The sequence below is a fragment of the Psychromonas sp. 14N.309.X.WAT.B.A12 genome (assembly GCF_030397575.1).
GTDB lineage: Bacteria > Pseudomonadota > Gammaproteobacteria > Enterobacterales > Psychromonadaceae > Psychromonas.
The window spans coordinates 102,445-122,936 of sequence record NZ_JAPNXS010000002.1 but is presented as its reverse complement, the minus strand read 5'-3'; the positions used below and the strand labels follow the sequence as shown (position 1 = coordinate 122,936).

Sequence of the window (20,492 nt, the reverse complement as noted above, 5' to 3'; positions counted from 1 at the left end):
TCATTTATCGCGTCATGTATCGACGAATTTCAGAGAAGCTACGGTTTAATTTGTCCGCGTCTTTCTTTCCTGGAGCAGATTCAACACCTGAGTTGAAATCTAATCCTGCACAGCCTATTAATGCGGCTTGCTGTGCATTTTCAGGGTTAAGACCACCTGCGATAATAATGCTATTTTTATCACAGTTTTGTTGATTAAGTAGAGTCCAGTCAAAGCGTTGACCTGTGCCACCACTTTGCTCGCCAACACGTGTGTCTAAGATATGCTTGCTTACATTGTATTTTTCAAACTCAGGTAAGCTGTCAGTAATGCCGTGTGCTTTCCAAACTTCACAGTTTTTAGGCAATACTGCAAGTAACTCTTTAATATATTTAGGTGATTCATCACCGTGAAGTTGTACTGCAGTTAAGCCTAGGCTTTTGGCAGTATAAGCAACTAGCTCAACTTCTTCATTTTGGAAAACGCCGACATAAGCGAGTGGTGCGCCTAACATCACTAAACGTGCTTGCTCTAATTCTACAAAACGAGGTGATTTTTCGACAAAAATTAATCCACCGTAAACCGCTCCCGCTTTATGTACATCAGCGGCATCTCGAGCGTGCGTCAAACCACACACTTTGTTTTCACCTAAAATCAGTTTACGACAAGCAAAGTCAATGTTTGCCTGTGACATGATTGAACTGCCTACTAAAAAACCATTCGCATAGGCGCTAAGGTCTTTTATTTGTTGGTGTTCGTAAATGCCTGATTCAGAAATCACAATGCGATCCTGTGGAATCTTAACCGCTAACTCTTTGGTACGGTTTAGGTCAATACTCAGATCACGTAAGTCTCTATTATTAATGCCAATAACTTTAGCACCAAGGGCAATAGCACGTACTAATTCATGCTCGTTACTGACTTCGGTTAATACACCCATATTGAGGCTATGAGCGGTATCACGATAAGCTTGGTAAGCATCATCATCTAATACCGATAGCATCAATAAGATCGCATCTGCTTGATAATAACGTGCTAAGTAAATCTGGTATGGGTCAACAATAAAGTCTTTACAAATAACCGGCTGAGAAACTTGAGAACGTACAGTATTAATATATTCAAAGTCACCTTGAAAATACTTTTCATCAGTTAATACTGAAATAGCTGAAGCATAGTTTTTGTAAGTGCTGGCAATTAAATCTAAATCGAACTCTTTACGAATTAACCCTTTTGAAGGTGACGCTTTTTTACACTCAAGAATGAATACACTGTCTTCTTGGTCGAGTGCTTGATAGAAGTGGCGATCACTTTCTATTAATTGATCTTTAAAGGTAATTAAAGGTTGTTGCTGTTTACGTTGTTCAACCCAGATTAATTTGTCATCAACAATCTTGCCTAAAATTGTATCTTGTAAACTTTGGTCATTAAGCATTACTTTGCTCCGCAAGTTGTTTTAATAGTGTTAAAGGTTGCCCTGATTTCATGATATTGAGGGCCATTTCAGTCCCTTGTTTAAAGTTATCTGCTTTGCCGTTTAAGACTAATAATGCAGATACATTAATTGCCACAGCAGATTGCTGAGCTTCAGTGCCTTTACCTTGTAAAATTTGTTCAATAATCTGTTTATTTTCTGCTGGTGTGCCACCAAAAATACTTTCAACTGGATGATGCTGCACACCAAAATCTTCAGGTGTTAATGTGTATTCTGTTATTTTATCATTGTGTAGTTCGGCTACTTGAGTTGAACCATGCAATGCTACTTCATCTAAACCACTACCGAAAACCACCATGACACGTTTCATACCTAATTGTTGGTGTACTTTAGCAATGGGGACGAGTAACTCTGGTGCATACACACCCATCAATTCAAAGTCAGGGCGTGCCGGGTTAATTAGCGGGCCAAGTACATTGAAAATTGAGCGAGTTTTTAATGCGCCACGCACCGGTGCTGCAAAACGCATTCCTGCATGGTAGCTTGGTGCAAAAATAAAGCATACGTTCAAATCATCTAAACATTGGCGCGCTGTTTCAGGTGACATATCTAAGTTAACACCAAACGCCGCCAGCAAATCTGATGAACCAGATTTGCTAGAAACACTACGGCTACCATGTTTACAAACCTTTACACCACAAGCTGCAGCAACAAATGCGCTGGCCGTTGAAATGTTGATAGTACCTAGTCCATCACCGCCCGTACCCACGATATCGGTAAATGGGTAATCAGGGCGAGGGAAGGTTTTTGCTTGTGCTAACAAGGCTCTTGCTGCACCAGTTATTTCAGCAGGGGTTTCGCCTTTAATTTTTAGCGCAGTTAATACTGAAGACAGTACAATCGGGTCTATTTCACCTAAGACAACTTGCTCAAAGAATGCTTGGCTTTGTGACTCAGAGAGAGTTTGACCTTGATATAATTGTTCCAAGGTCGGGTATACATCATATTTGCTCATTTAAACATTCTCCGATTTAGTCAATAAATTAAGGCTGTTCTCTAAAAGTTGTGCCCCTTCACAGGTCAAAATAGACTCAGGGTGGAATTGAAACCCGATCACCTTATCTTGTGCTTGATAGATAGCCATACACATATCGTTATAATCCGCCACAGTTTGTAATGTATCTGGTACCTTAGTACCTACTAATGAGTGGTAACGGGCCACGGATAACGGCAAAGATAAACCTGCAAACATCTTGTCAGCACAATGGTTAATTAACGATGATTTACCATGTTGAATTTCATCTGCTTGTCCTACAACTCCGCCATATTGTTCAATTAAAGCTTGATGCCCTAGACATATGCCTAGGATAGGCACTTGTCCTTTACACAGTGTGATTAAGTCAATCATACACCCTGCAGCACTTGGTGTACCTGGACCAGGTGATAACACTAACACCACTTCGCCTATACAGGCATCAATATGTGCTTTGATTTGTTCAGCACTTTGGTTATTACGGTAAATTTTGACTGGGTAACCTGATGATTTGAATTGATCTACTAAGTTGTAAGTAAATGAGTCAAAATTATCAAGAAAGAATAAGGTTGCTTTGTTGTTGGTAGAAGTCATTGCTTATTCTCCTTGCTCTGTGGTGTTGGCTGTAACAGCCTTGAGTGTGGTGCCATGAGCAAGTGCTACTGCATTAAGTACTGCTGCCGCTTTGCTACGGGTTTCATCAGCTTCTAATTGCGGCACTGAATCATAGACAACGCCTGCACCTGCTTGCGCATGGGCAACCCCGTCTTTTACAAACGCAGAGCGAATAACAATACAGCTATCCATATCGCCGTTACCATTAATATAACCGACTGCACCACCATAACTACCACGGCGCTTTTTCTCTACCTTACGTACTAGGTTAGAAGCACTGATTTTTGGCGCACCTACTAGGGTGCCCATATTCATACAAGCTTGGTATGCATGTAATGCATCTAAATCTTCACGTAATTTACCAACAACGCGTGACACTAAGTGCATCACATGACTGTAGCGATCAACTTGCAATAGATCTGCTACGTGGCGAGTGCCTGGTTGACTAATTCGTGCTACATCGTTGCGTGCTAAATCAACCAGCATAAGATGTTCTGATGTCTCTTTTTTATCAAGACGCAATTCTAATTCTAGGCGTCCATCTAAATCTTTATTAATACTGCCATCTGCATTGAAACCACGACGACGTGTGCCGGCAATGGGGTAAATCTCCACATCACCTGAGCTTTGCGTATATTTAATTGCACTTTCTGGTGATGCCCCAAACAAAACAAAATCACTGTCTTTTAAGTAGAACATATATGGACTTGGATTAGTTTCTTTTAACTTTTGGTAAGCAGAAATAGGATCGGGGCAAGGCAATGAAAAACTTCGAGAAGGGACTACTTGAAAAATATCACCTTTAACAATATTAGTTTTCAACTCTTCGACAATAGCGCAATATTCGACATCACTGATATCGACTTTTACTGTCGCATCAATGCTTACTTGTTGATTAACAGGCGCAATAAAGTCAGTACAGAAGCCTTGTAATTGTTCAATACGCTGTGCAATACGCGCTTCACTCTCATCTGAATATAAACCACCAAATACACTGCCTAGCACTTCACCTTGTTGAGTTTGGTGATCGTGTAGCATTAATGTCTCTGCAACATAGAACAGGTAGTCAGGTGTTGTGTTTTCACTATCAGGTACCTCTAATAACTGTTCAAAGGTTGCGATAAAGTCATAGGCAAACACTCCACCGAGGAACAACGCTTCAGGATGGGTTGATACCTTTTTAATACGCTCTACGATGCAACGAATAGCATCCATTGGCGAAGCTGATTTTAGACGTTGGTCTTCGTCACCACTGGTATCTGATTGAGGGAAAGTAAGTTGTAATTGGCTTGGTTGCTGTGCTGTGATTAATTGCGTTGAAAATTTAGGAGTAATGAAAGTAAGTAGGTCTTTACCATTATCCGTTAATGCATCTAGAGTAACGGTCAACCCTTGACAGGTTATTTTTAAACAAGCATCAACTAAAATTAAACTTTTTAAGTGCGCTTTGCTTTCAATTTCTGCTGAGTCAAAGAGGAGATGATGGTCGCTGTCTGCACTGATTTGCTGAAATAGTCCCAATGAATCTTGGATGTATTGACAGGGTGCTTCGATCGTTTTTAATGTGCCGATTGGGTGGTGCGTGTTCATATTTAAGTCCTTAAAAATTAGTGATTGCAAATAGAGTGTTTAGCTGATTTTTATTTGCCATCGCCAATTAAGGGCGGTGTTTAAAATGATCATGGTTTACCTGTTTTACTTTTGTGTGTTCCAAATATGAAAAAAGCCCGCAATATGCGAGCTTCTAAATAGGTTTTTCTGGGAAATTAAATATACAAAAACCTCATTGCTCGCTTATGAGAATGAGTGCCACCAAGAATCTTTAAGAGTAATTGTATTAAAAATCATATATTATGCATCCCGTATTAATTAGGAGTTATTTTTTTGCATTCTGCTTCTAATGTCAAGGTTATTTTTAGGATATTCATGTTAATTGATCTTCACTCGCATACTAAAGCTTCAGATGGACAACTTACCCCTAGTGAATTAGTGCAACGTGCTGAAAACAGACAAGTTCACTTTTTAGCCATTACCGATCATGACACTATAGATGGTTTAGCTGAAGCGTCACAATATATTCAAAATCATCAGTTAAAATTACAGTTAATTAATGGAATAGAAGTCACCAGTAATTGGTTAAATCATGAGATTCACGTTGTAGGCTTAAATATCGATCCTACGCATCCTGCTTTACTGGAGCTGATTGACATACAAAAAAATAAACGTGAACAGCGTGCTATTGAAATGGGGCGACGTTTAGCCAAGGCAAATATTGAAAATGTTTATGAAGGAGCTAAGGCTCTAGCCGGTGATGGTGCGATCACTCGAGCCCATTTTGCGCGTTATCTTGTAGAGATTGGCGTTGCACCTACATTCCCTAAAGTATTCGATAAATACTTAAGTCGCGGCAACACGGGATATGTGCCTCACGATTGGGTGGACTTAGCTGATGCAATAGCGGCCATTCATGCTGCTGGTGGACAAGCGGTATTAGCACATCCAGATGCTTACCGATTATCTAACAAATGGTTAAGAAAGCTATTAATTACCTTTAAAGCCGCTGGTGGAGATGCCATGGAAGTGGCAATGGGGCAACAATCGCCACAGATGCGTTTACAATTAGGTATGTGGAGCAAAGAGTATGATTTACTTGCTTCTCAAGGTAGTGACTTCCATTTTGTTGGGCGTTGGCGCGATTTAGGAAAAAGTCTATTTTTACCTGATATTTGTCAGCCAATTTGGCATAATTGGGATCTCAATCATAGCGCAGAGATTAGCGCTTAATATTGAGTTGGTAGCAATGAGAGTTAGGCTAGTGTGTCATTTTTTAGTTAGTGATTTTGATAAAAGGCTATAGAACAATATGAGTCAGTTTTTTTATGTACATCCTGAAAACCCACAAAAAAGACTAATGAAGCAAGCAGCTGAAATAGTGAACAATGGTGGCGTGATTATTTTTCCGACCGATTCCGGGTATGCATTAGGTTGTGCGCTGGATGACAAGCGTGCACTTGAGCGTATGTGTCAAATCAGGAAAATAGATAAAAAGCATAATTTCACTTTAGTATGTAAAGACTTAGCTGAAATCGCTGTGTATGCTCGTGTTGATAATAGTGCATATCGTATGTTGAAAAATAATACACCAGGCGCGTACACCTTTATCTTTAAATCCACTAAAGACTTACCAAAACGTTTGATGAATCCAAGTAAACGTACCATTGGTATACGTATTCCAGATAACGCGATTGCGTTATCGCTCTTAGAAGAATTAGAGACCCCTCTAATGACCACAAGTTTAATACTACCGGGCAATATAAGTACAGAGTTTGACCCTGAAGAAATTCGTGATCAATTAGAGCATCAAGTCGATTTGATTATTAATGGCGGATATTTAGGAGAATCACCCACTACTGTAATTGATTTATCCGAAGATGATGTCGTGATAGTAAGAGAAGGCACGGGCGATTTAAGTCCGTTCCAATAAATTTAATTTAAACAGAAACAATGTTGTCTCTCTTTATTGAGCTTTGTTAATAGAGAAAGGCAGTTGGCATAATGTGAATTACCCAAAGGAAAGTAACATGAGCGAAAAATTACAAAAAGTATTAGCACGAGCGGGATTAGGTTCTCGTCGTAAAATGGAAACCGTGATCTCAGAAGGTCGTGTCAGTTTAGACGGTAAAATTGTTGAGTTAGGTGAGCGTGTTACACAGGAGCAAGTAATTCGTGTAGACGGACATGTGGTTAAATACCAAGCAGCAGAAAGTGTTGTTTGTCGTATTCTAGCTTACAACAAACCGGAAGGTGAAGTGTGTACTCGTAGTGATGAAGAAGGGCGCAAAACGGTTTTTGATCGCCTACCGCAATTGAAAGGTGCACGTTGGATCTCTATCGGCCGTTTAGATATCAATACGTCAGGTCTGTTGTTATTTACAACTGACGGTGAGTTTGCAAATAAAATGATGCACCCAAGCCAACAGGTTGAGCGAGAATATGCAGTGCGTGTATTCGGTGATGTCACGGAAGCTATTTTGAATCGCTTACGTACTGGCGTACAACTTGAAGATGGTGAAGCAAAATTCTTGGATATTAAAGAGCACGGTGGTGAAGGTATCAACCGCTGGTTCCATGTGGTATTAACTGAAGGGCGTACACGTGAAGTTCGTCGTTTATGGGAAAGCCAGGGCCTTCAAGTTAGCCGTTTAATGCGTGTTCGTTACGGTAACATTATTTTAAATAATCAATTACCACAGGGCGGTTGGCAGGAGCTAACACTAAAAGAAGTGAACTACTTACGTAAAATGGTTGATATGCCGCGTGAAACGGAAACTAAAGTACGTGTTGATACTAATAAAGTCTCTAACCCTCAGGCTCGAATCCGCCGAGCAGTGAAAAAACATAATCAACACCGTAAAGCAGGTGAAAGACGTCGCGTAACCCGTACAAGAAGTTAAAAAACAATAGATTATGTTTAGGTGTTTTATTTTTAAAACAATGATAAAGTAGATCTATGTCAAATAAATATATTAACAAGGTGAGGGATTATGATTAAAAAATGTTTATTTCCAGCTGCTGGATACGGAACGCGTTTTCTACCTGCTACTAAGTCTATGCCTAAAGAGATGATGCCATTGGTTAACAAACCGTTAATCGAGTTTGGTGTTGATGAAGCACTTGAAGCTGGTATGACAGGTATGGGGATTGTAGTTGGTCGTGGTAAGCATTCAATTGCCGATCATTTTGATCATAATTACGAGTTAGAAAATGAAATCAGTGGCACACCAAAAGAAGAGAAATTAAAAGATATCCGTAAGATTATGGATAATGCACGCTTCTCTTTTATTCGCCAACGTCAAATGAAAGGTTTAGGCCATGCAATCCTAATTGGTCAAGAGCTGATTGGTGACCAACCTTTTGCAGTGGTGCTAGCTGATGATTTATGTATCAACCCTGATGGTGATGGCGTATTGAAACAAATGGCTGCATTATATGAACAGTTCCGTTGTTCAATTGTTGCTGTGCAAGAAGTACCAAAAGAAGAGATTTATAAATACGGTGTGATTAAAGGGTCGATGATCCGTGATGATATTTACCGTGTTGATGATATGGTTGAAAAACCAGCGCCAGGTACTGAGCCTAGTAACCTAGCTGTTATTGGCCGTTATATCTTAACACCTGATATTTTTGATATTATTAAAGAGACTAAGCCTGGTAAAGGTGGCGAAATTCAAATTACCGATGCGTTGTTAGAACAAGCTAAACGTGGTTGTGTATTAGCTTATAAATTTAAAGGTAAGCGTTTTGACTGCGGTAGTGTCCCTGGTTACATCGAAGCGACTAACTACGTTTATGACAACCTTTACGAAGACTAGTCCTTAGTGAATGTTATAAACTTATATTTGCAAATGCCGTTCACTGTGTGAGCGGCATTTTTTTATGCCATTTTTTGCATTGTTAAATTAAATACATTCTCGAATAAAACCTTGATGTTGCTGTAAACTGTTTTTTGCTTGCTGGGCATTTACGCCAGTTAATATCATTACTATCGCTGTTTTACAGTGGTTACCTGATTCTTCCAGTGCTAATTCAGCAGTTTCCCTACTACATTCTGTGGCTTCCATAATGATCTTCTTTTGGCGTTCGATGAGTTTGGCATTAGTTGCTTGAACATCCACCATTAAGTTGCCAAATACCTTACCGCTTTTGATCATAGCGCCTGTGCTTAACATATTCAGTACCATCTTCTGCGCAGTGCCTGCTTTTAATCTTGACGAGCCTGTTACGACTTCTGGCCCAACAATGACTTCTAGCGGAACATCTGCAATTTTAGCCATCGTACTGTTGTCATTACAGGTTAAACTAATTACTTTACAACCTTGTTGTTGTGCATATTGCATTGCACCAATAACGTAAGGTGTGCGCCCACTAGCTGCAATACCTACCACTACATCCTGTGAAATTAATTTGATATCTACTAAGTCTTGCTGTCCTGCTTGTTGATTATCTTCAGCATTTTCAACCGCTTTTAAAATAGCTTGATTTCCACCAGCAATTAACCCAATGACTTGCTCTGCAGGACTACCAAAAGTAGGCGGACACTCACTTGCATCTAAAATACCTAAACGTCCCGAGGTGCCTGCACCGCAATAGATTAAACGTCCACCTTGACTAAAAGCTGATTGTATTAGGTCAACTGCTTGAGCAATAGCCGGTAAAATACGCTCAACGGCCAGTGCGACTTTTTTATCTTCATTATTGATAATGGTTAACATTGTTTCAGTAGATACAATATCAATATCAGTACTAGCTTGATTACGGCTTTCGGTGATAAATTGTTGTAATTGTAGAGACATATTGGTTACTTATTTATAATTGTTTTTAACACTGAGGATGTAACTTGGTATAGTAACAGCTCATTTAATCTAGTTGAATTGATATCATGAAAGAGCCTTCGAAAACACAAGATCAGCAGACTAACTCATTAAACAGCCCAAAAACACAACAAACCGTTGAAACGCCGCTAACTGATCTGCAAAAAGTCGCAATAATGGTTAAAAATAGCTTACAACTGTGCGCAGGTTTATCCATTATATTTTTGTTTTTAGCGATAGCTAAGTTAATTATTCATTACTTTAACAGTACCTTTCCTGCTTCAATTCTTGGTATGTTAATGTTGTTTTTAGCGCTGTCGTTAGGGGTCATAAAATTAACTTGGATTGAGTTCACAGGTAACTTGGTTTTAAAATATCTTGCACTGTTGTTTATTCCGGTTGGTGTTGGCTTGATTAACTATTTTGAGTTGATTACTGCGCATTGGTTAGTGATTATCTTTTCTTTGTTTTTTACCACTTTAGTGACTTTATTTATGGTTGGGCATTGTTATCAATGGCTAACTAAGGAGAAAAGCTGATGTTTGTTTATATCGCTACACCACTGACATTATTGTTTTTTTTCTTAGCCAAAAAATTATACAGCATGGCACCTAACCCATTATTGAACCCGGTATTAGTAACTATTTTTAGTTTAATTTCTCTGTTACTGATATTTGCTATCCCGTATCAAGATTATCAACAGGGCACGAGTGTGATCACCGCTTTATTAGAGCCCGCTATTGTTGCTTTAGCTGTGCCGTTGTATTTACAATTAAAGGTGATTAAAGCACGCCTTAAATATATATTATTAAGCTGTTTGGTCTCTGTACTGGTTGCCTTTTTCTGTGCTTTTTACGTGATGCCTTTATTAGGCGCTGATCCAGTGACTGCAGCGTCTTTTGCCGGACAATCTGTGACTACTCCAATTGCTATGGAGATCAGTAAAAATCTGCAAGGTATTGTTTCCTTAACGGCTGCTATGGTCATTTTTGCAGGTATTATTGGTGCAAGTATTGGGCTGCCTTTTTTAAGGTTATGTAACGTAAAAGACCCTCAAGCAGTCGGTGTAGCAATTGGCTGTGCGTCTCATGCATTAGGCACGGCAAAAATATTAGAAGAGAGTGAAGAGTCTGGCGCTTTTTCTTCTATTGCATTAATTATTTGTGCTATTTTGTCGGCCTTGATTATGCCTGTGTTGTATCAGTGGTTAATTATCTAATTGTTATACCAATCATATTAAAATTGAGTAGACGAAAAAAAACCGAAGCTTGCTTCGGTTTTTTATTATGCGATATAAATGATGATATTAGTCAGCAGCGTAGCCAAACTCAGTGAGTTGTTGACCATCTAAAAACGCATATTGGCCTTGCATCGTTAAACGGTCACTAATAAACCACGATGCAGCTAATGCGTAAATCTGATGCTCTTGCGTTAACACACGCTCCGCTAGATCTTGTGCACTATCTTCAGTGAAAATAGGCACTTTAGCTTGCAGTACAGTTGGACCGCTATCTAACTCTGGTGTCACAAAATGCACTGTTGCTCCATGTTCTTTATCACCTGCATCAATAGCACGCTGATGTGTATTAACACCCGGATATTTTGGTAGTAAAGAAGGGTGGATATTAAGCATTTTACCTTGGTATTGATTAACAAAATCAGGTGTTAAAATGCGCATAAAGCCTGCTAACAAAATAAGATCTGGTTGTAATTTATCAAGTTCAGCGGCTAATAAAGCATCATACTCTTCACGTGAAGCAACACCTTTACTCTCTACTAATATAGCAGGGATATTGGCATCAGTTGCACGTTGTAAACCGTATGCATCTGCTTTATTGCTAATCACAGCAACCACTTCAACTTGTTGTTCATTTATCTGTTGTTGGTGTAACTTATCCATTAATGCTTGTAAGTTACTGCCACTTCCAGAGATAAGTACAACGACTTTTTTAATGCTCATCTGATTATTTAATCTCTACTTGAGATTCACCTTCAGCAGCATCTTCGATGTGACCTAATACCCAAGCTTTTTCGCCTTGTGCATTTAAGATCTCAACTGCTTTTTCTTTTTCTGCAGCTGGCACAACAATCATTAAGCCAACACCACAGTTGAAGGTACGGTACATCTCTTCTGTTTCAACATTACCATTTTCTTGTAACCAGTCGAAAATAGCAGGCCATTCCCAGCTTTTGCCATCAACAACCGCTTTGCTACCAGCGGGTAATACGCGAGGAATGTTTTCCCAGAAACCACCACCAGTAATATGAGAAATAGCATGTACTGGACAGTTCTTGATTAATTCCAATGTAGATTTAACGTAGATTTTTGTTGGTGTTAATAGTGTTTCACCTAACGTTGAATCACCAAATGGTGCATTCGTATCAGCTTCAGATACTTCTAAAATCTTACGTACTAGAGAATAACCGTTTGAATGAGGTCCACTCGAAGCAACAGCAATTAATGCATCGCCAGCAGCAACTTTAGTACCGTCAATTACTTCAGATTTTTCAACAACACCTACACAGAAACCAGCGATATCGTAATCGTCACCTTCATACATACCAGGCATTTCAGCAGTTTCACCACCGATTAATGAACAGTTCGATAATAGACAACCTTCGCCGATACCTGTTACCACGTCAGCTGCAACATCAACATCTAGCTTACCTGTTGCATAGTAATCTAAGAAGAATAGTGGCTCAGCACCTTGTACGATTAGGTCATTAACACACATAGCAACCAAATCAATACCAACGGTATCGTGTTTTTTAAGGTCGATAGCTAGACGTAACTTAGTACCAACACCATCAGTTCCAGCAACTAATAGCGGCTCTTTGTAACCCGTTGGTAGTTGACATAATGCGCCAAAACCACCTAGTCCGCCCATTACTTCAGGACGTTTAGTGCTTTTTGCTACACCTTTAATACGTTCAACTAATGCCGTTCCCGCGTCAATATCAACACCAGCGTCTTTGTAGCTTAAAGAGGTTTTTTGGTTGCTCACTTGGTTTCCCCACAGATAGAAGTTAAAAGCGAAAATCGCTTTAAAAGTTTAGAAGGTAAAAAATTGCGCGTATTTTAACATCTATACGACGAGGGTCGAATTATTTCTGAAAAGAATTGTCTCTTTTACCTAAAATTTTTTGATTTAGGTTCGTAAGTCATTAAAAAGAAGGTTAAATAGTCAAACGTTTATATATTTAATGCATGATACTTGCATTAGTAGAAGATCTGCTTATGATCTCTTAGTATTGATGAAATTGAATGGTTGTGTAAGTAGATGAAAAATAATGTGTTGATTGCTTTTATGTTAGTGGTAAGTGTGTTGTTTTCAGCGCACAGTGTTGCTTTACCGCAAATCAGTGCTTATCAAGGCTTAGTACTTGCAGAGGGAAATAACGAAGCGCAATTACGAGAGCAAGCTTTGCAACAAGTATTAGTCAAAGTATCCGGCAATAAAAGTGTTATCAAATTAGATGAAACACAGCTACTAGCAAAAGATATCCCTTCGATCTTAGCCAAATATGGTTATCAAAATATTGAGGGTGACCGTTACTACTCCGCTTTATTTGATAAACAAAGAATTAATCAAGCATTAATTGAGATGCAACAACCAATTTGGGATGAGACTCGTCCTAACCCTCTGATTTGGTTAGTCAATGAAAATAGACAGTTAACCTCAGATAACATGGTTAATAGTCACCAAGACAACTCGCTTTCTATTGGTTTAGATAGTGCGCAGCTTGAACGTGGTATTTCGGCTAATTTTCCATTGGTTGATTTAGAGGATTCATTAATAGTCTCTGTTTCAGATGTGAGCGGACGCTTTTACCAAACCGTTGCCGAAGCTTCAACAAGATATGATGCAGAGTTTTTTGTATTAGCAAATCTAAACCGCGCTGCTGGGGAATGGCAGTTGAAATGGGAATTGGTGAAATATAATGCCCAAAATAAGCAAAGCCAAGTAGTCATCAAGCAAACTAATCGTGGTGAAAAATCTAATGTCATGGCTAATATGATGGGAGATATTGCTGACTATTATGCGAAGCAATTTGCTATTGTAGAAAATAACGGCGAGCGAACTACACAGCTTGTTAATATCAGCAACTTAACTTCATTGACGAGTTTGATGGCACTAGACAATATATTGAATAATTTAAATGCGGTGGATAGCTTTGAAATATTGAGTTTAAGTGCTACAAAGGTGCAAGTATTAGTCACTTTAAAAGGCAGTGCAGCAAGTTTAGAAAATGCACTCAATGCACAACCTAAATTACAACAAGATTTAATTAGCAACGCACCTTTTTATTATAACTGGCGACAGTAGAGTATTTAATGCCTCAAGATGAATTAAGATTTCAATACCCTTTATTGGCGTTAAAGTTTCCTGATGATGAAACCTTTGCGAGCTTTTATCCTGGTCAAAATGCCGAGTTATTAACTTTACTTAAGAATAATGTGGTAGGTATCGGCGAACCTATCTTGTACATGTGGGGAGAGTCAGGCAGCGGCCGTTCACACCTATTACATGCTTTATGTTCTGAAGTGGACGAAATAGGCGAAACCGTTGCTTATATTCCTTTGCATCATCATCGTAGTATGACCTTAGATATTTTCGAAAACATGGAAAATATCACTCTCGTATGTATTGATAATGTGGATGCGATTGCGGGTAACAAACAATGGGAAAAAGCGCTGTTCGATTTTTATAATCGTTGGTTAGACAATAAAGATAACCGTGCACCTGGTGCGAATTTGGTCATTTCTGCTAGTGATTTACCTAAACAAATTGGTATCGAGTTAGTGGATTTAGTATCACGTTTGGAGTGGGGGGCTTGCCATCATTTACAACCGCTCAATGATGAAGAAAAATTAGGCGCATTACAGTTACGAGCACAGTTAAAAGGGATGCGTTTACCAATTGATGTGGGGCGATTTTTATTGAATCGTTTATCCCGTGAAATGTGTATGTTATTAAATACACTAGACCAATTAGATAATGCGTCTTTAGAAGCTAAACGTAAGCTAACGATTCCTTTTGTCAAAGAAGTATTACGTTTATAAGGCGTTTATTAATAATTCTTTGACTGTTATTTGGATCATGAACCACCGATGATATCGTTTTCTATCATCGGTGTTTTTTATATATTAGGTGATTATAAAATACTTAATACTGACTCTGGTGGACGACCGATGGCTGCTTTGCCATTAGCTACTACAATTGGGCGCTCAATTAATTTTGGGTTGGCCTGCATCGCCGCAATTAATGCCACTTCATCTTCCTCTTCAGCTAAGTTTAACTCTTTATATACGCTTTCTTTAGTGCGCATTAATTGACGTGCTGAATCAAATCCTAACTGCTTAATTAGCTGTGTAATTGTCTCCACTGAAGGTGGTGTGGTTAAGTATTTAATTATTTCTACTTGGTGTTGTTCATTATCTACTAAAGCTAATGTTTCACGGCTTTTAGAGCAGCGAGGGTTGTGGTAAAAAGTAATATCTGTCATATCGTTCTCTATCTTGTATTTATTATTCTGCAGGCCAAATGGCAATATAATCTTCTAAATTATCAGGATCTACCTGCGTTTCTGAGACTATTTTCCCGCGCACTGAGTGGCCGCCTTTATGCATTGCAGATTGACTGCCTGTTAATAATGGATGCCATTCAGGCAATGGTTTTTCTTCCACTAATAATTTATAGGCGCAACTCGCAGGTAACCAATGAAATTGTTCAATATCATCTAAGGATACTTTCACACATTCTGGTACTATTTTTAAACGCTTTTCATATTTTTTGCATCGGCATGTTTTGGTGTGTAAAAGATGACAGGCCACATTCGTAAAATGCAGCTCCTCTGTTTCATCATCAATTATCTTATTAAGACAGCACTTACCACAACCATCGCAGAGTGATTCCCATTCTGGTTGTGACATTTGTGAAAGTGTCTTGGTTTCCCAAAATTTGTCCATTTACTTTTCCTTACTCAACTACAATTTGCGGTGACATAATACGTTCTGAAAGATAGGTGACCGCTGTTGCAAAGTAATAAGAACGATTCCAATGCATCAGTACTTTATAATTATTATAAGCGAGGTAAACACGACCGTTTTTATCATCAGGAATAATCAGTGAAGCTTGTAAATCAACATCCGGTAGGTCTTGGCCTTCATAACGACGCACACCTAATACCTGCCATTCAGCTAATGATTTTTGTTGTTTAATACCTGCTAGATCAGTATCGAAATCTTTAGGAATGGTAACTTGGCGCCCCCAAATATGGCGACTATCCCACCCTTCAGTTTTAAGGTAATTAGCAGCAGAGGCAAATACATCGGCAGGGGTGCCCCATATATCTTTTCTACCGTCACCATCATAATCAACAGCATAATTTAGATATGAAGTTGGCATAAATTGTACTTGACCCATTGCACCAGCCCATGAACCAATAAATTTATCTTGGCTGATATGACCTTGTTCTAAAATGGTTAAGGCTGCAAATAATTGCTTTTTAAATAATGCTTCACGGCGGCCTTCATACGCCATAGTCGCTAATGAAGAGATGACGTAATGACGCCCAGTTAAGCGTCCAAAATTAGTTTCAATTCCCCAAAGCGCCACAATAAAGCTGGGTTGAACGCCATATTCTTTACCAATTTTATGCAACAGTTTGTAATGCTTTTTATAAGCTTCACGCGCTTGCTTTACTTTCCATTCAGGAACAGCACGAGGAATGTAAGTATCCAAGGTCATTTTGAATTCAGGTTGCTGTTTATCCGACGAAACACTGCGTTCCAAAAATTCAGCATCTTTAAAGGCACTATTGATGGTATTTTGATCTATGCCTAGCTCAGTGGCTTCTTGTTTTAAATTATCGATATATTGTGTAAATGAAATGTCACGCTCTGTAGCTGCAAAACTTGTGATAGAAAAACAGCACAAAGTGATCGCGGAAAGGCTTTTTAGTGAGCGACTAATATTGTTAAGTAATACATTCTTTACTTTCATGAATCTGATTCCAATTGCTGTTGTTTACGTTGTTTATGGTCTTTTAAGTAATCTACAGGTGGTGGTGGAAGCTGTAAATAAAAACCAGATAAAGTGACTTCAGCGATCACTTTAGGTGCTTTTGCCATCGCCATTTTAGTGGTGTCTGTAATATTTAATACAGAGACTAATTTCGGTGGACCAAATTGTTCGAGCAAAGGAGTGGGGACGCGAGAAAAGTCGTCTCGTTTTGCAACAAAAAGATAGGTTTGCGGTTTACGGATACTTTTATATACAGCACATAACATAATACTTATCGAGCCCTTTACTTGCCTAATGTTGACGCAAACTATAACATGCATAAGCATTTATTTTTTATAGAAATTGACTGAATTTTATGTCAAAACAGAAAGATTTAATTAGAAAGGACAATTATGACGTTAAAATCGTTGAATTTTACCTTATTGGTCGTCAATCTTGAAAGTGAATCACTTTCAGCATTAGCTGAAGAGTTGAATAAAAGACGACTAATGGCACCTGAGTTTTTTGCTAATACTCCCATGGTGGTAAATATAGAAGAATCTTCATTAAATATCGATTTTTCTCAATTAAAGCGTACAGTTGCAGAGCATGGCTTTATTTTAGTGGGCATTACTGGAACGGTATCAGAAGCACAAAAACAGTTAGCAATTGAGCATTCGATTGCACTATTGCATGGTTCAAAAAGACAAGTGGTCAAAGCAACACCTTCGGAAAAAACAACCGAACAGTCAGCTGAATCAGAACAACAAAATACACAAAGCACTGAAGCTTCGTTAGATGACTCTGAATATGTGGTCAGCGAAGTGAAAACAAAAGTGCATGTTGGACGAGTCCGCTCAGGCCAACAAATTTATGCTAAAGAATGTGATTTGGTGATTAACGGCGATGTGGGTGCCGGCGCTGAAGTTATTGCCGATGGCAACATTCATATATATGGAACATTAAGAGGTAAAGCATTAGCGGGTGCCATGGGCAACACGAGTGCGGCTATCTTTTGTACTGTATTAGAGCCTGAATTAGTATCAATTGCGGGTGTTTATAAATTAAGTGAAACATTACCAGAGGATATGTGGTCTACCTCTTGCTCTGTTTCTTTAGAGGACCAAAATTTGGTCTTTTCAAGTTTAAATAAAATTTAAAATTCAAAGGAAAGTTATATGGCAAAGGTAATTGTTGTCACATCTGGTAAAGGCGGCGTTGGTAAAACAACAAGTAGTGCTGCTATTGGTACAGGGTTAGCGAAAACGGGCGCTAAAACGGTTATTATTGATTTTGATATTGGTCTACGAAATCTAGATCTAATCATGGGATGTGAGCGACGTGTTGTTTACGATTTGATTAACGTGATTAACGGCGAAGCAAACTTACAGCAAGCATTAGTAAAAGATAAGCGTGTTGAGACCTTATACATTTTACCTGCTTCTCAAACGCGCAATAAAGATGCGTTGAGTAAAGAAGGTGTGGCTGAAGTTATCGATGCGTTAAAAGCCGATGGTTTCGATTATATCATCTGTGATTCACCAGCTGGTATTGAACAAGGTGCGATGATGGCCTTGTATTTTGCTGATGAAGCTGTTGTAACTACTAATCCGGAAGTCTCTTCTGTACGAGATTCTGATCGTATTACAGGCATGCTATCAAGTAAGTCTTACCGTTCAGAAAAACAGATGGAACCGGTTAAGGTACACCTGTTAATTACACGTTATTCTCCTGAGCGTGTTGAGCGTGAAGAGATGTTAAGTATTGAAGATATTGATGACCTATTAGGTATTGATTTATTGGGCGTGATTCCTGAGTCTCAAGATGTATTAAGTGCATCTAACTTAGGTGAACCTGTTATCTTAAATCAAGATTGTGATGCAGGTAAGGCATATCAAGATGCTGTTGATAGATTATTAGGAGAAAAACGCGACTTACGTTTTGTAACGGTCGAAAAGAAAGGCTTTTTAAGTCGTATATTTGGGGGATAAAATGGGATTATTACAATACTTTATTAAGGACAAACCAAAAAAAGGTACGGCTAAATTAGCTAAAGATCGTTTACAGATCATTGTTGCACACGAACACTCTAGCTTTGATGTTCCATCTTACATGCCTGAATTACAAAAAGAGCTGGTCGCAGTTATCCGTAAATACATGGATATCTCAACAGATGATGTTAAATGTGAATTCAGTGATAAAGAAGAAGATGAGCTATCTGTATTAGAAGTGAATGTAACGTTACCAAAACAAAAGTAATCTATATCTGATGAGATATAGCGCTTCAAATAAAAAATGCGACTTAAACAGTCGCATTTTTTTGCTCTGAAAAAGACGCTTTAAAGTATTTATTCTTGGTTCTCTTGAACAACAATGCTATTGATTATGATGTTATGTAAAGGTTTGTCCTGGGATGTTGTTTGCACTTTAGCGATACTATCAACTACATCTAACCCTTCAGTAACTTTGCCAAATACTGCATAACCCCATTGGCTTCCCTTTGCATCTAAAAAACTATTGTCTTTTTGATTAATGAAAAACTGACGAGAAGCAGAGTGAGGTGAATTAGTTCGTGCCATGGCAATCGTCCCACGTTTATTGCTTAAACCATTAGTTGATTCATTTTTAATAGGCGCAAGCGTTTCTGCACGTTGCCCTGATGTTAAAAAGCCACCTCCTTGAATCATAAACCCATCAATCACACGGTGAAAGACAGTTCCTTTAAACTGATCTTTCTGTATGTAAGTCAAAAAATTTTCAACGGTTTTAGGTGCTTCATTAGGATACAGCTCAAGAGTTATTTGGCCTTTATTCGTATCAATTAGTACAGTTGGATTTGCAGCAAGTACGGTATTGCTCATTAATAAAAAGAATAGTGCGGTAATAAATTTCATGTAATTTCCTTGATATAAGTAGATATTTAAAATTGTTGAAGCTGACCGTTTAATTCTTGATCTTCAATAATTTGTTTTAATAATAAAGATAATTGCTTGTTAAGTTGGTCTGTAATGCCGTCAATCTGATTAGAAAAGGCACCATCCCATTGTTTATTAGAGCGGAATATTTTATGGAAGTGTTTACCTCGATGGCTTAATGCAACATCTACTACCATTTGTGACGAGGCATCGTAACTAAAAGTCGACTCAGTCACTTTAGCGATTGCTTTAACCAGTTTTATGTCGACTTGGTAGTCACTGTTAGCATCTGTTTTTAAACCATTCTCTAACCAAGCCTTCGTTAAACTTTTTTCGACTAAGAGACGTAATGACTGCTGTTCGTTGATTAATTTGGCAACCCCATCTCCATCTGTTATTTCAATAACGTGTCGAGCTATACGTAAATCTTGGCTGTCTATTTTCCAAGGCTGCAAGTTGGTGAATGCTTGTCTATTTTGTTCAAGATTAACCTGGGGTGTGATATTGGTATAAGTGGGAGTGGAAGCACACCCTAACAAAGTGAATAAACTGATATTGAGTAAAAGCCATTTGCAACACATTTTAAACATTTTTAGATCCTGATTGGGTGAGTAAAGGTACATCATAGCAAACCTATTATAGAAGCGAGTTAATTTATCTTAAGCGATGCCATTAATCGATTTTATTTTAACCACTACTTATTTTGTATAGGATATTTTTATCTAATAAAGAGGTGTTTTACCTATTATGAGCAAGTATTTAGCTGTTTGCCATGCTAAACAGACGATAACTTTACTAAAAACATTTTGCATAAAATTTGACCTAGTCAGGCTATTTTTTTTATTGTGAGATCTTCGTCATATTACCTTAATCTTTCTGTAACACTGATTAACTCTAGGCTAGCGGTGGTTATCCACTTTTTCTGTGGATAACTCTGTGGGAAGTTCAATGAGAAGTGTCTGAAGGCCTTGCTATACCTTGCTTTTGGTTAAATAGAGTTATTTTTAACCGTAATAAATAACCCTTTATTTTCAACTGGTTATAATCGTCAAGTGGTTTTTTATAGAGAAGGTTTAGTAATCTATACCGGCTCTTTATTTATTAGTCTGTCAATAGCTATGTGTGTATTATTTGAAAATA

At 38.3% G+C, this 20,492-nt stretch carries 24 protein-coding genes; 11 read left to right on the top strand and 13 right to left on the bottom strand.

Annotated features, from left to right (window positions below; translation table 11 throughout):
- Positions 1 to 4 precede the first annotated feature (4 nt).
- Genes trpCF through OW492_RS03570 form a run of 4 tightly spaced genes read right to left on the bottom strand, consistent with a single transcriptional unit; the run spans position 5 to position 4,649 of the window.
- Entirely contained in the window at positions 5 to 1,411 is a 1,407-nt protein-coding gene (gene trpCF, locus OW492_RS03585) for a bifunctional indole-3-glycerol-phosphate synthase TrpC/phosphoribosylanthranilate isomerase TrpF (RefSeq protein ID WP_290038490.1), read from the bottom strand.
- On the bottom strand, positions 1,404 to 2,426 hold the full coding sequence (gene trpD / locus OW492_RS03580) for an anthranilate phosphoribosyltransferase (protein ID WP_290038489.1): 1,023 nt from the start codon (positions 2,424 to 2,426) through the stop codon (positions 1,404 to 1,406). The genes trpCF and trpD overlap by 8 nt, the downstream gene beginning before the upstream one ends.
- Complete coding sequence (locus OW492_RS03575) at positions 2,427 to 3,038, bottom strand: aminodeoxychorismate/anthranilate synthase component II (protein WP_290038488.1); 612 nt, start codon at positions 3,036 to 3,038, stop codon at positions 2,427 to 2,429.
- Positions 3,039 to 3,041: 3 nt separating this feature from the next.
- Entirely contained in the window at positions 3,042 to 4,649 is a 1,608-nt protein-coding gene (locus OW492_RS03570; protein ID WP_290038487.1) for an anthranilate synthase component 1, read from the bottom strand.
- A 336-nt stretch (positions 4,650 to 4,985) separates the two neighbouring features.
- On the opposite strand from OW492_RS03570, the gene OW492_RS03565 reads away from it, so the two are divergent.
- The 4 genes from OW492_RS03565 (at position 4,986) to galU (ending at position 8,431) form a co-directional block, all read left to right on the top strand.
- A complete protein-coding gene (locus OW492_RS03565; RefSeq protein ID WP_290038486.1) occupies positions 4,986 to 5,843 on the top strand; it encodes a PHP domain-containing protein in 858 nt (285 codons plus the stop codon).
- Between the two features lie 79 nt (positions 5,844 to 5,922).
- Entirely contained in the window at positions 5,923 to 6,543 is a 621-nt protein-coding gene (locus OW492_RS03560) for an L-threonylcarbamoyladenylate synthase (protein ID WP_290038484.1), read from the top strand.
- Between the two features lie 97 nt (positions 6,544 to 6,640).
- A complete protein-coding gene (gene rluB, locus OW492_RS03555) occupies positions 6,641 to 7,513 on the top strand; it encodes a 23S rRNA pseudouridine(2605) synthase RluB (RefSeq protein WP_113820629.1) in 873 nt (290 codons plus the stop codon).
- Between the two features lie 90 nt (positions 7,514 to 7,603).
- Complete coding sequence (galU, locus tag OW492_RS03550) at positions 7,604 to 8,431, top strand: UTP--glucose-1-phosphate uridylyltransferase GalU (protein WP_290038481.1); 828 nt, start codon at positions 7,604 to 7,606, stop codon at positions 8,429 to 8,431.
- An 87-nt stretch (positions 8,432 to 8,518) separates the two neighbouring features.
- Here the strand turns inward: galU and murQ are convergent, their stop codons facing one another.
- A complete protein-coding gene (gene murQ, locus OW492_RS03545) occupies positions 8,519 to 9,412 on the bottom strand; it encodes an N-acetylmuramic acid 6-phosphate etherase (protein WP_290038479.1) in 894 nt (297 codons plus the stop codon).
- 86 nt (positions 9,413 to 9,498) lie between these two features.
- On the opposite strand from murQ, the gene OW492_RS03540 reads away from it, so the two are divergent.
- Both OW492_RS03540 and OW492_RS03535 read left to right on the top strand, forming a co-directional pair.
- On the top strand, positions 9,499 to 9,969 hold the full coding sequence (locus tag OW492_RS03540) for a CidA/LrgA family protein (RefSeq protein ID WP_290038478.1): 471 nt from the start codon (positions 9,499 to 9,501) through the stop codon (positions 9,967 to 9,969).
- Positions 9,969 to 10,649, top strand: coding sequence for an LrgB family protein (locus tag OW492_RS03535; protein WP_290038477.1), 681 nt, complete (start codon positions 9,969 to 9,971; stop codon positions 10,647 to 10,649). Before OW492_RS03540 ends, OW492_RS03535 begins: the two co-directional genes overlap by 1 nt.
- 87 nt (positions 10,650 to 10,736) lie before the next feature.
- On the opposite strand, the gene purN is transcribed toward OW492_RS03535, so the two are convergent.
- Positions 10,737 to 11,390 (bottom strand): phosphoribosylglycinamide formyltransferase, encoded by a 654-nt coding sequence (gene purN / locus OW492_RS03530; RefSeq protein WP_290038476.1) that lies wholly within the window; start codon positions 11,388 to 11,390, stop codon positions 10,737 to 10,739.
- Positions 11,391 to 11,394: 4 nt separating this feature from the next.
- A complete protein-coding gene (purM, locus tag OW492_RS03525; protein ID WP_290038475.1) occupies positions 11,395 to 12,435 on the bottom strand; it encodes a phosphoribosylformylglycinamidine cyclo-ligase in 1,041 nt (346 codons plus the stop codon).
- A 276-nt stretch (positions 12,436 to 12,711) separates the two neighbouring features.
- On the opposite strand from purM, the gene OW492_RS03520 reads away from it, so the two are divergent.
- Together OW492_RS03520 and hda are read left to right on the top strand one after the other, a co-directional pair.
- On the top strand, positions 12,712 to 13,758 hold the full coding sequence (locus OW492_RS03520) for a DUF2066 domain-containing protein (RefSeq protein ID WP_290038474.1): 1,047 nt from the start codon (positions 12,712 to 12,714) through the stop codon (positions 13,756 to 13,758).
- Between the two features lie 8 nt (positions 13,759 to 13,766).
- On the top strand, positions 13,767 to 14,495 hold the full coding sequence (gene hda / locus OW492_RS03515) for a DnaA inactivator Hda (RefSeq protein WP_290038473.1): 729 nt from the start codon (positions 13,767 to 13,769) through the stop codon (positions 14,493 to 14,495).
- A gap of 92 nt (positions 14,496 to 14,587) precedes the next feature.
- Here hda and arsC read toward each other — a convergent pair whose 3' ends face one another.
- Genes arsC through OW492_RS03495 form a run of 4 tightly spaced genes read right to left on the bottom strand, consistent with a single transcriptional unit; the run spans position 14,588 to position 16,724 of the window.
- Positions 14,588 to 14,938 (bottom strand): arsenate reductase (glutaredoxin), encoded by a 351-nt coding sequence (arsC, locus tag OW492_RS03510; protein ID WP_290038472.1) that lies wholly within the window; start codon positions 14,936 to 14,938, stop codon positions 14,588 to 14,590.
- A 22-nt stretch (positions 14,939 to 14,960) separates the two neighbouring features.
- Positions 14,961 to 15,401, bottom strand: a complete 441-nt coding sequence (locus tag OW492_RS03505) for a YcgN family cysteine cluster protein (RefSeq protein WP_290038471.1) — start codon at positions 15,399 to 15,401, stop codon at positions 14,961 to 14,963.
- Between the two features lie 10 nt (positions 15,402 to 15,411).
- A complete protein-coding gene (locus OW492_RS03500; RefSeq protein ID WP_290038470.1) occupies positions 15,412 to 16,437 on the bottom strand; it encodes a lytic murein transglycosylase in 1,026 nt (341 codons plus the stop codon).
- On the bottom strand, positions 16,434 to 16,724 hold the full coding sequence (locus tag OW492_RS03495) for a YcgL domain-containing protein (protein ID WP_290038469.1): 291 nt from the start codon (positions 16,722 to 16,724) through the stop codon (positions 16,434 to 16,436). The genes OW492_RS03500 and OW492_RS03495 overlap by 4 nt, the downstream gene beginning before the upstream one ends.
- Positions 16,725 to 16,850: 126 nt before the next feature.
- Between OW492_RS03495 and minC the strand changes: the two genes are divergently transcribed.
- From minC to minE, 3 genes are read left to right on the top strand one after another with little or no spacing between them, the layout of a single operon-like run.
- On the top strand, positions 16,851 to 17,597 hold the full coding sequence (minC, locus tag OW492_RS03490; protein WP_290038468.1) for a septum site-determining protein MinC: 747 nt from the start codon (positions 16,851 to 16,853) through the stop codon (positions 17,595 to 17,597).
- Positions 17,598 to 17,615: 18 nt separating this feature from the next.
- Complete coding sequence (gene minD / locus OW492_RS03485; RefSeq protein WP_290038467.1) at positions 17,616 to 18,428, top strand: septum site-determining protein MinD; 813 nt, start codon at positions 17,616 to 17,618, stop codon at positions 18,426 to 18,428.
- Between the two features lies 1 nt (position 18,429).
- Positions 18,430 to 18,696, top strand: a complete 267-nt coding sequence (gene minE / locus OW492_RS03480; RefSeq protein ID WP_290038466.1) for a cell division topological specificity factor MinE — start codon at positions 18,430 to 18,432, stop codon at positions 18,694 to 18,696.
- An 89-nt stretch (positions 18,697 to 18,785) separates the two neighbouring features.
- Here minE and OW492_RS03475 read toward each other — a convergent pair whose 3' ends face one another.
- Together OW492_RS03475 and OW492_RS03470 are read right to left on the bottom strand one after the other, a co-directional pair.
- Complete coding sequence (locus OW492_RS03475; RefSeq protein WP_354669216.1) at positions 18,786 to 19,298, bottom strand: peptidylprolyl isomerase; 513 nt, start codon at positions 19,296 to 19,298, stop codon at positions 18,786 to 18,788.
- Between the two features lie 59 nt (positions 19,299 to 19,357).
- Positions 19,358 to 19,942 carry a YajG family lipoprotein gene (locus tag OW492_RS03470; protein WP_290038464.1) on the bottom strand — a complete coding sequence of 195 codons (585 nt, stop codon included), beginning with the start codon at positions 19,940 to 19,942 and terminating at the stop codon, positions 19,358 to 19,360.
- Positions 19,943 to 20,492 lie beyond the last annotated feature (550 nt).

What these genes read in the sequence shown, in the direction of transcription:
- arsC (WP_290038472.1), bottom strand. Translation starts at nt 14,938, where the DNA reads ATGACAGATATTACTTTTTACCACAACCCTCGCTGCTCTAAAAGCCGT.
- murQ (WP_290038479.1), bottom strand. Translation starts at nt 9,412, where the DNA reads ATGTCTCTACAATTACAACAATTTATCACCGAAAGCCGTAATCAAGCT.
- trpD (WP_290038489.1), bottom strand. Translation starts at nt 2,426, where the DNA reads ATGAGCAAATATGATGTATACCCGACCTTGGAACAATTATATCAAGGT.
- minE (WP_290038466.1), top strand. Translation starts at nt 18,430, where the DNA reads ATGGGATTATTACAATACTTTATTAAGGACAAACCAAAAAAAGGTACG.
- galU (WP_290038481.1), top strand. Translation starts at nt 7,604, where the DNA reads ATGATTAAAAAATGTTTATTTCCAGCTGCTGGATACGGAACGCGTTTT.
- purN (WP_290038476.1), bottom strand. Translation starts at nt 11,390, where the DNA reads ATGAGCATTAAAAAAGTCGTTGTACTTATCTCTGGAAGTGGCAGTAAC.
- OW492_RS03565 (WP_290038486.1), top strand. Translation starts at nt 4,986, where the DNA reads ATGTTAATTGATCTTCACTCGCATACTAAAGCTTCAGATGGACAACTT.
- OW492_RS03495 (WP_290038469.1), bottom strand. Translation starts at nt 16,724, where the DNA reads ATGTTATGTGCTGTATATAAAAGTATCCGTAAACCGCAAACCTATCTT.
- minD (WP_290038467.1), top strand. Translation starts at nt 17,616, where the DNA reads ATGGCAAAGGTAATTGTTGTCACATCTGGTAAAGGCGGCGTTGGTAAA.
- OW492_RS03520 (WP_290038474.1), top strand. Translation starts at nt 12,712, where the DNA reads ATGAAAAATAATGTGTTGATTGCTTTTATGTTAGTGGTAAGTGTGTTG.
- OW492_RS03540 (WP_290038478.1), top strand. Translation starts at nt 9,499, where the DNA reads ATGAAAGAGCCTTCGAAAACACAAGATCAGCAGACTAACTCATTAAAC.
- trpCF (WP_290038490.1), bottom strand. Translation starts at nt 1,411, where the DNA reads ATGCTTAATGACCAAAGTTTACAAGATACAATTTTAGGCAAGATTGTT.
- OW492_RS03575 (WP_290038488.1), bottom strand. Translation starts at nt 3,038, where the DNA reads ATGACTTCTACCAACAACAAAGCAACCTTATTCTTTCTTGATAATTTT.
- OW492_RS03500 (WP_290038470.1), bottom strand. Translation starts at nt 16,437, where the DNA reads ATGAAAGTAAAGAATGTATTACTTAACAATATTAGTCGCTCACTAAAA.
- minC (WP_290038468.1), top strand. Translation starts at nt 16,851, where the DNA reads ATGACGTTAAAATCGTTGAATTTTACCTTATTGGTCGTCAATCTTGAA.
- OW492_RS03475 (WP_354669216.1), bottom strand. Translation starts at nt 19,298, where the DNA reads ATGAGCAATACCGTACTTGCTGCAAATCCAACTGTACTAATTGATACG.
- OW492_RS03560 (WP_290038484.1), top strand. Translation starts at nt 5,923, where the DNA reads ATGAGTCAGTTTTTTTATGTACATCCTGAAAACCCACAAAAAAGACTA.
- OW492_RS03535 (WP_290038477.1), top strand. Translation starts at nt 9,969, where the DNA reads ATGTTTGTTTATATCGCTACACCACTGACATTATTGTTTTTTTTCTTA.
- OW492_RS03570 (WP_290038487.1), bottom strand. Translation starts at nt 4,649, where the DNA reads ATGAACACGCACCACCCAATCGGCACATTAAAAACGATCGAAGCACCC.
- rluB (WP_113820629.1), top strand. Translation starts at nt 6,641, where the DNA reads ATGAGCGAAAAATTACAAAAAGTATTAGCACGAGCGGGATTAGGTTCT.
- hda (WP_290038473.1), top strand. Translation starts at nt 13,767, where the DNA reads ATGCCTCAAGATGAATTAAGATTTCAATACCCTTTATTGGCGTTAAAG.
- OW492_RS03505 (WP_290038471.1), bottom strand. Translation starts at nt 15,401, where the DNA reads ATGGACAAATTTTGGGAAACCAAGACACTTTCACAAATGTCACAACCA.
- OW492_RS03470 (WP_290038464.1), bottom strand. Translation starts at nt 19,942, where the DNA reads ATGTTTAAAATGTGTTGCAAATGGCTTTTACTCAATATCAGTTTATTC.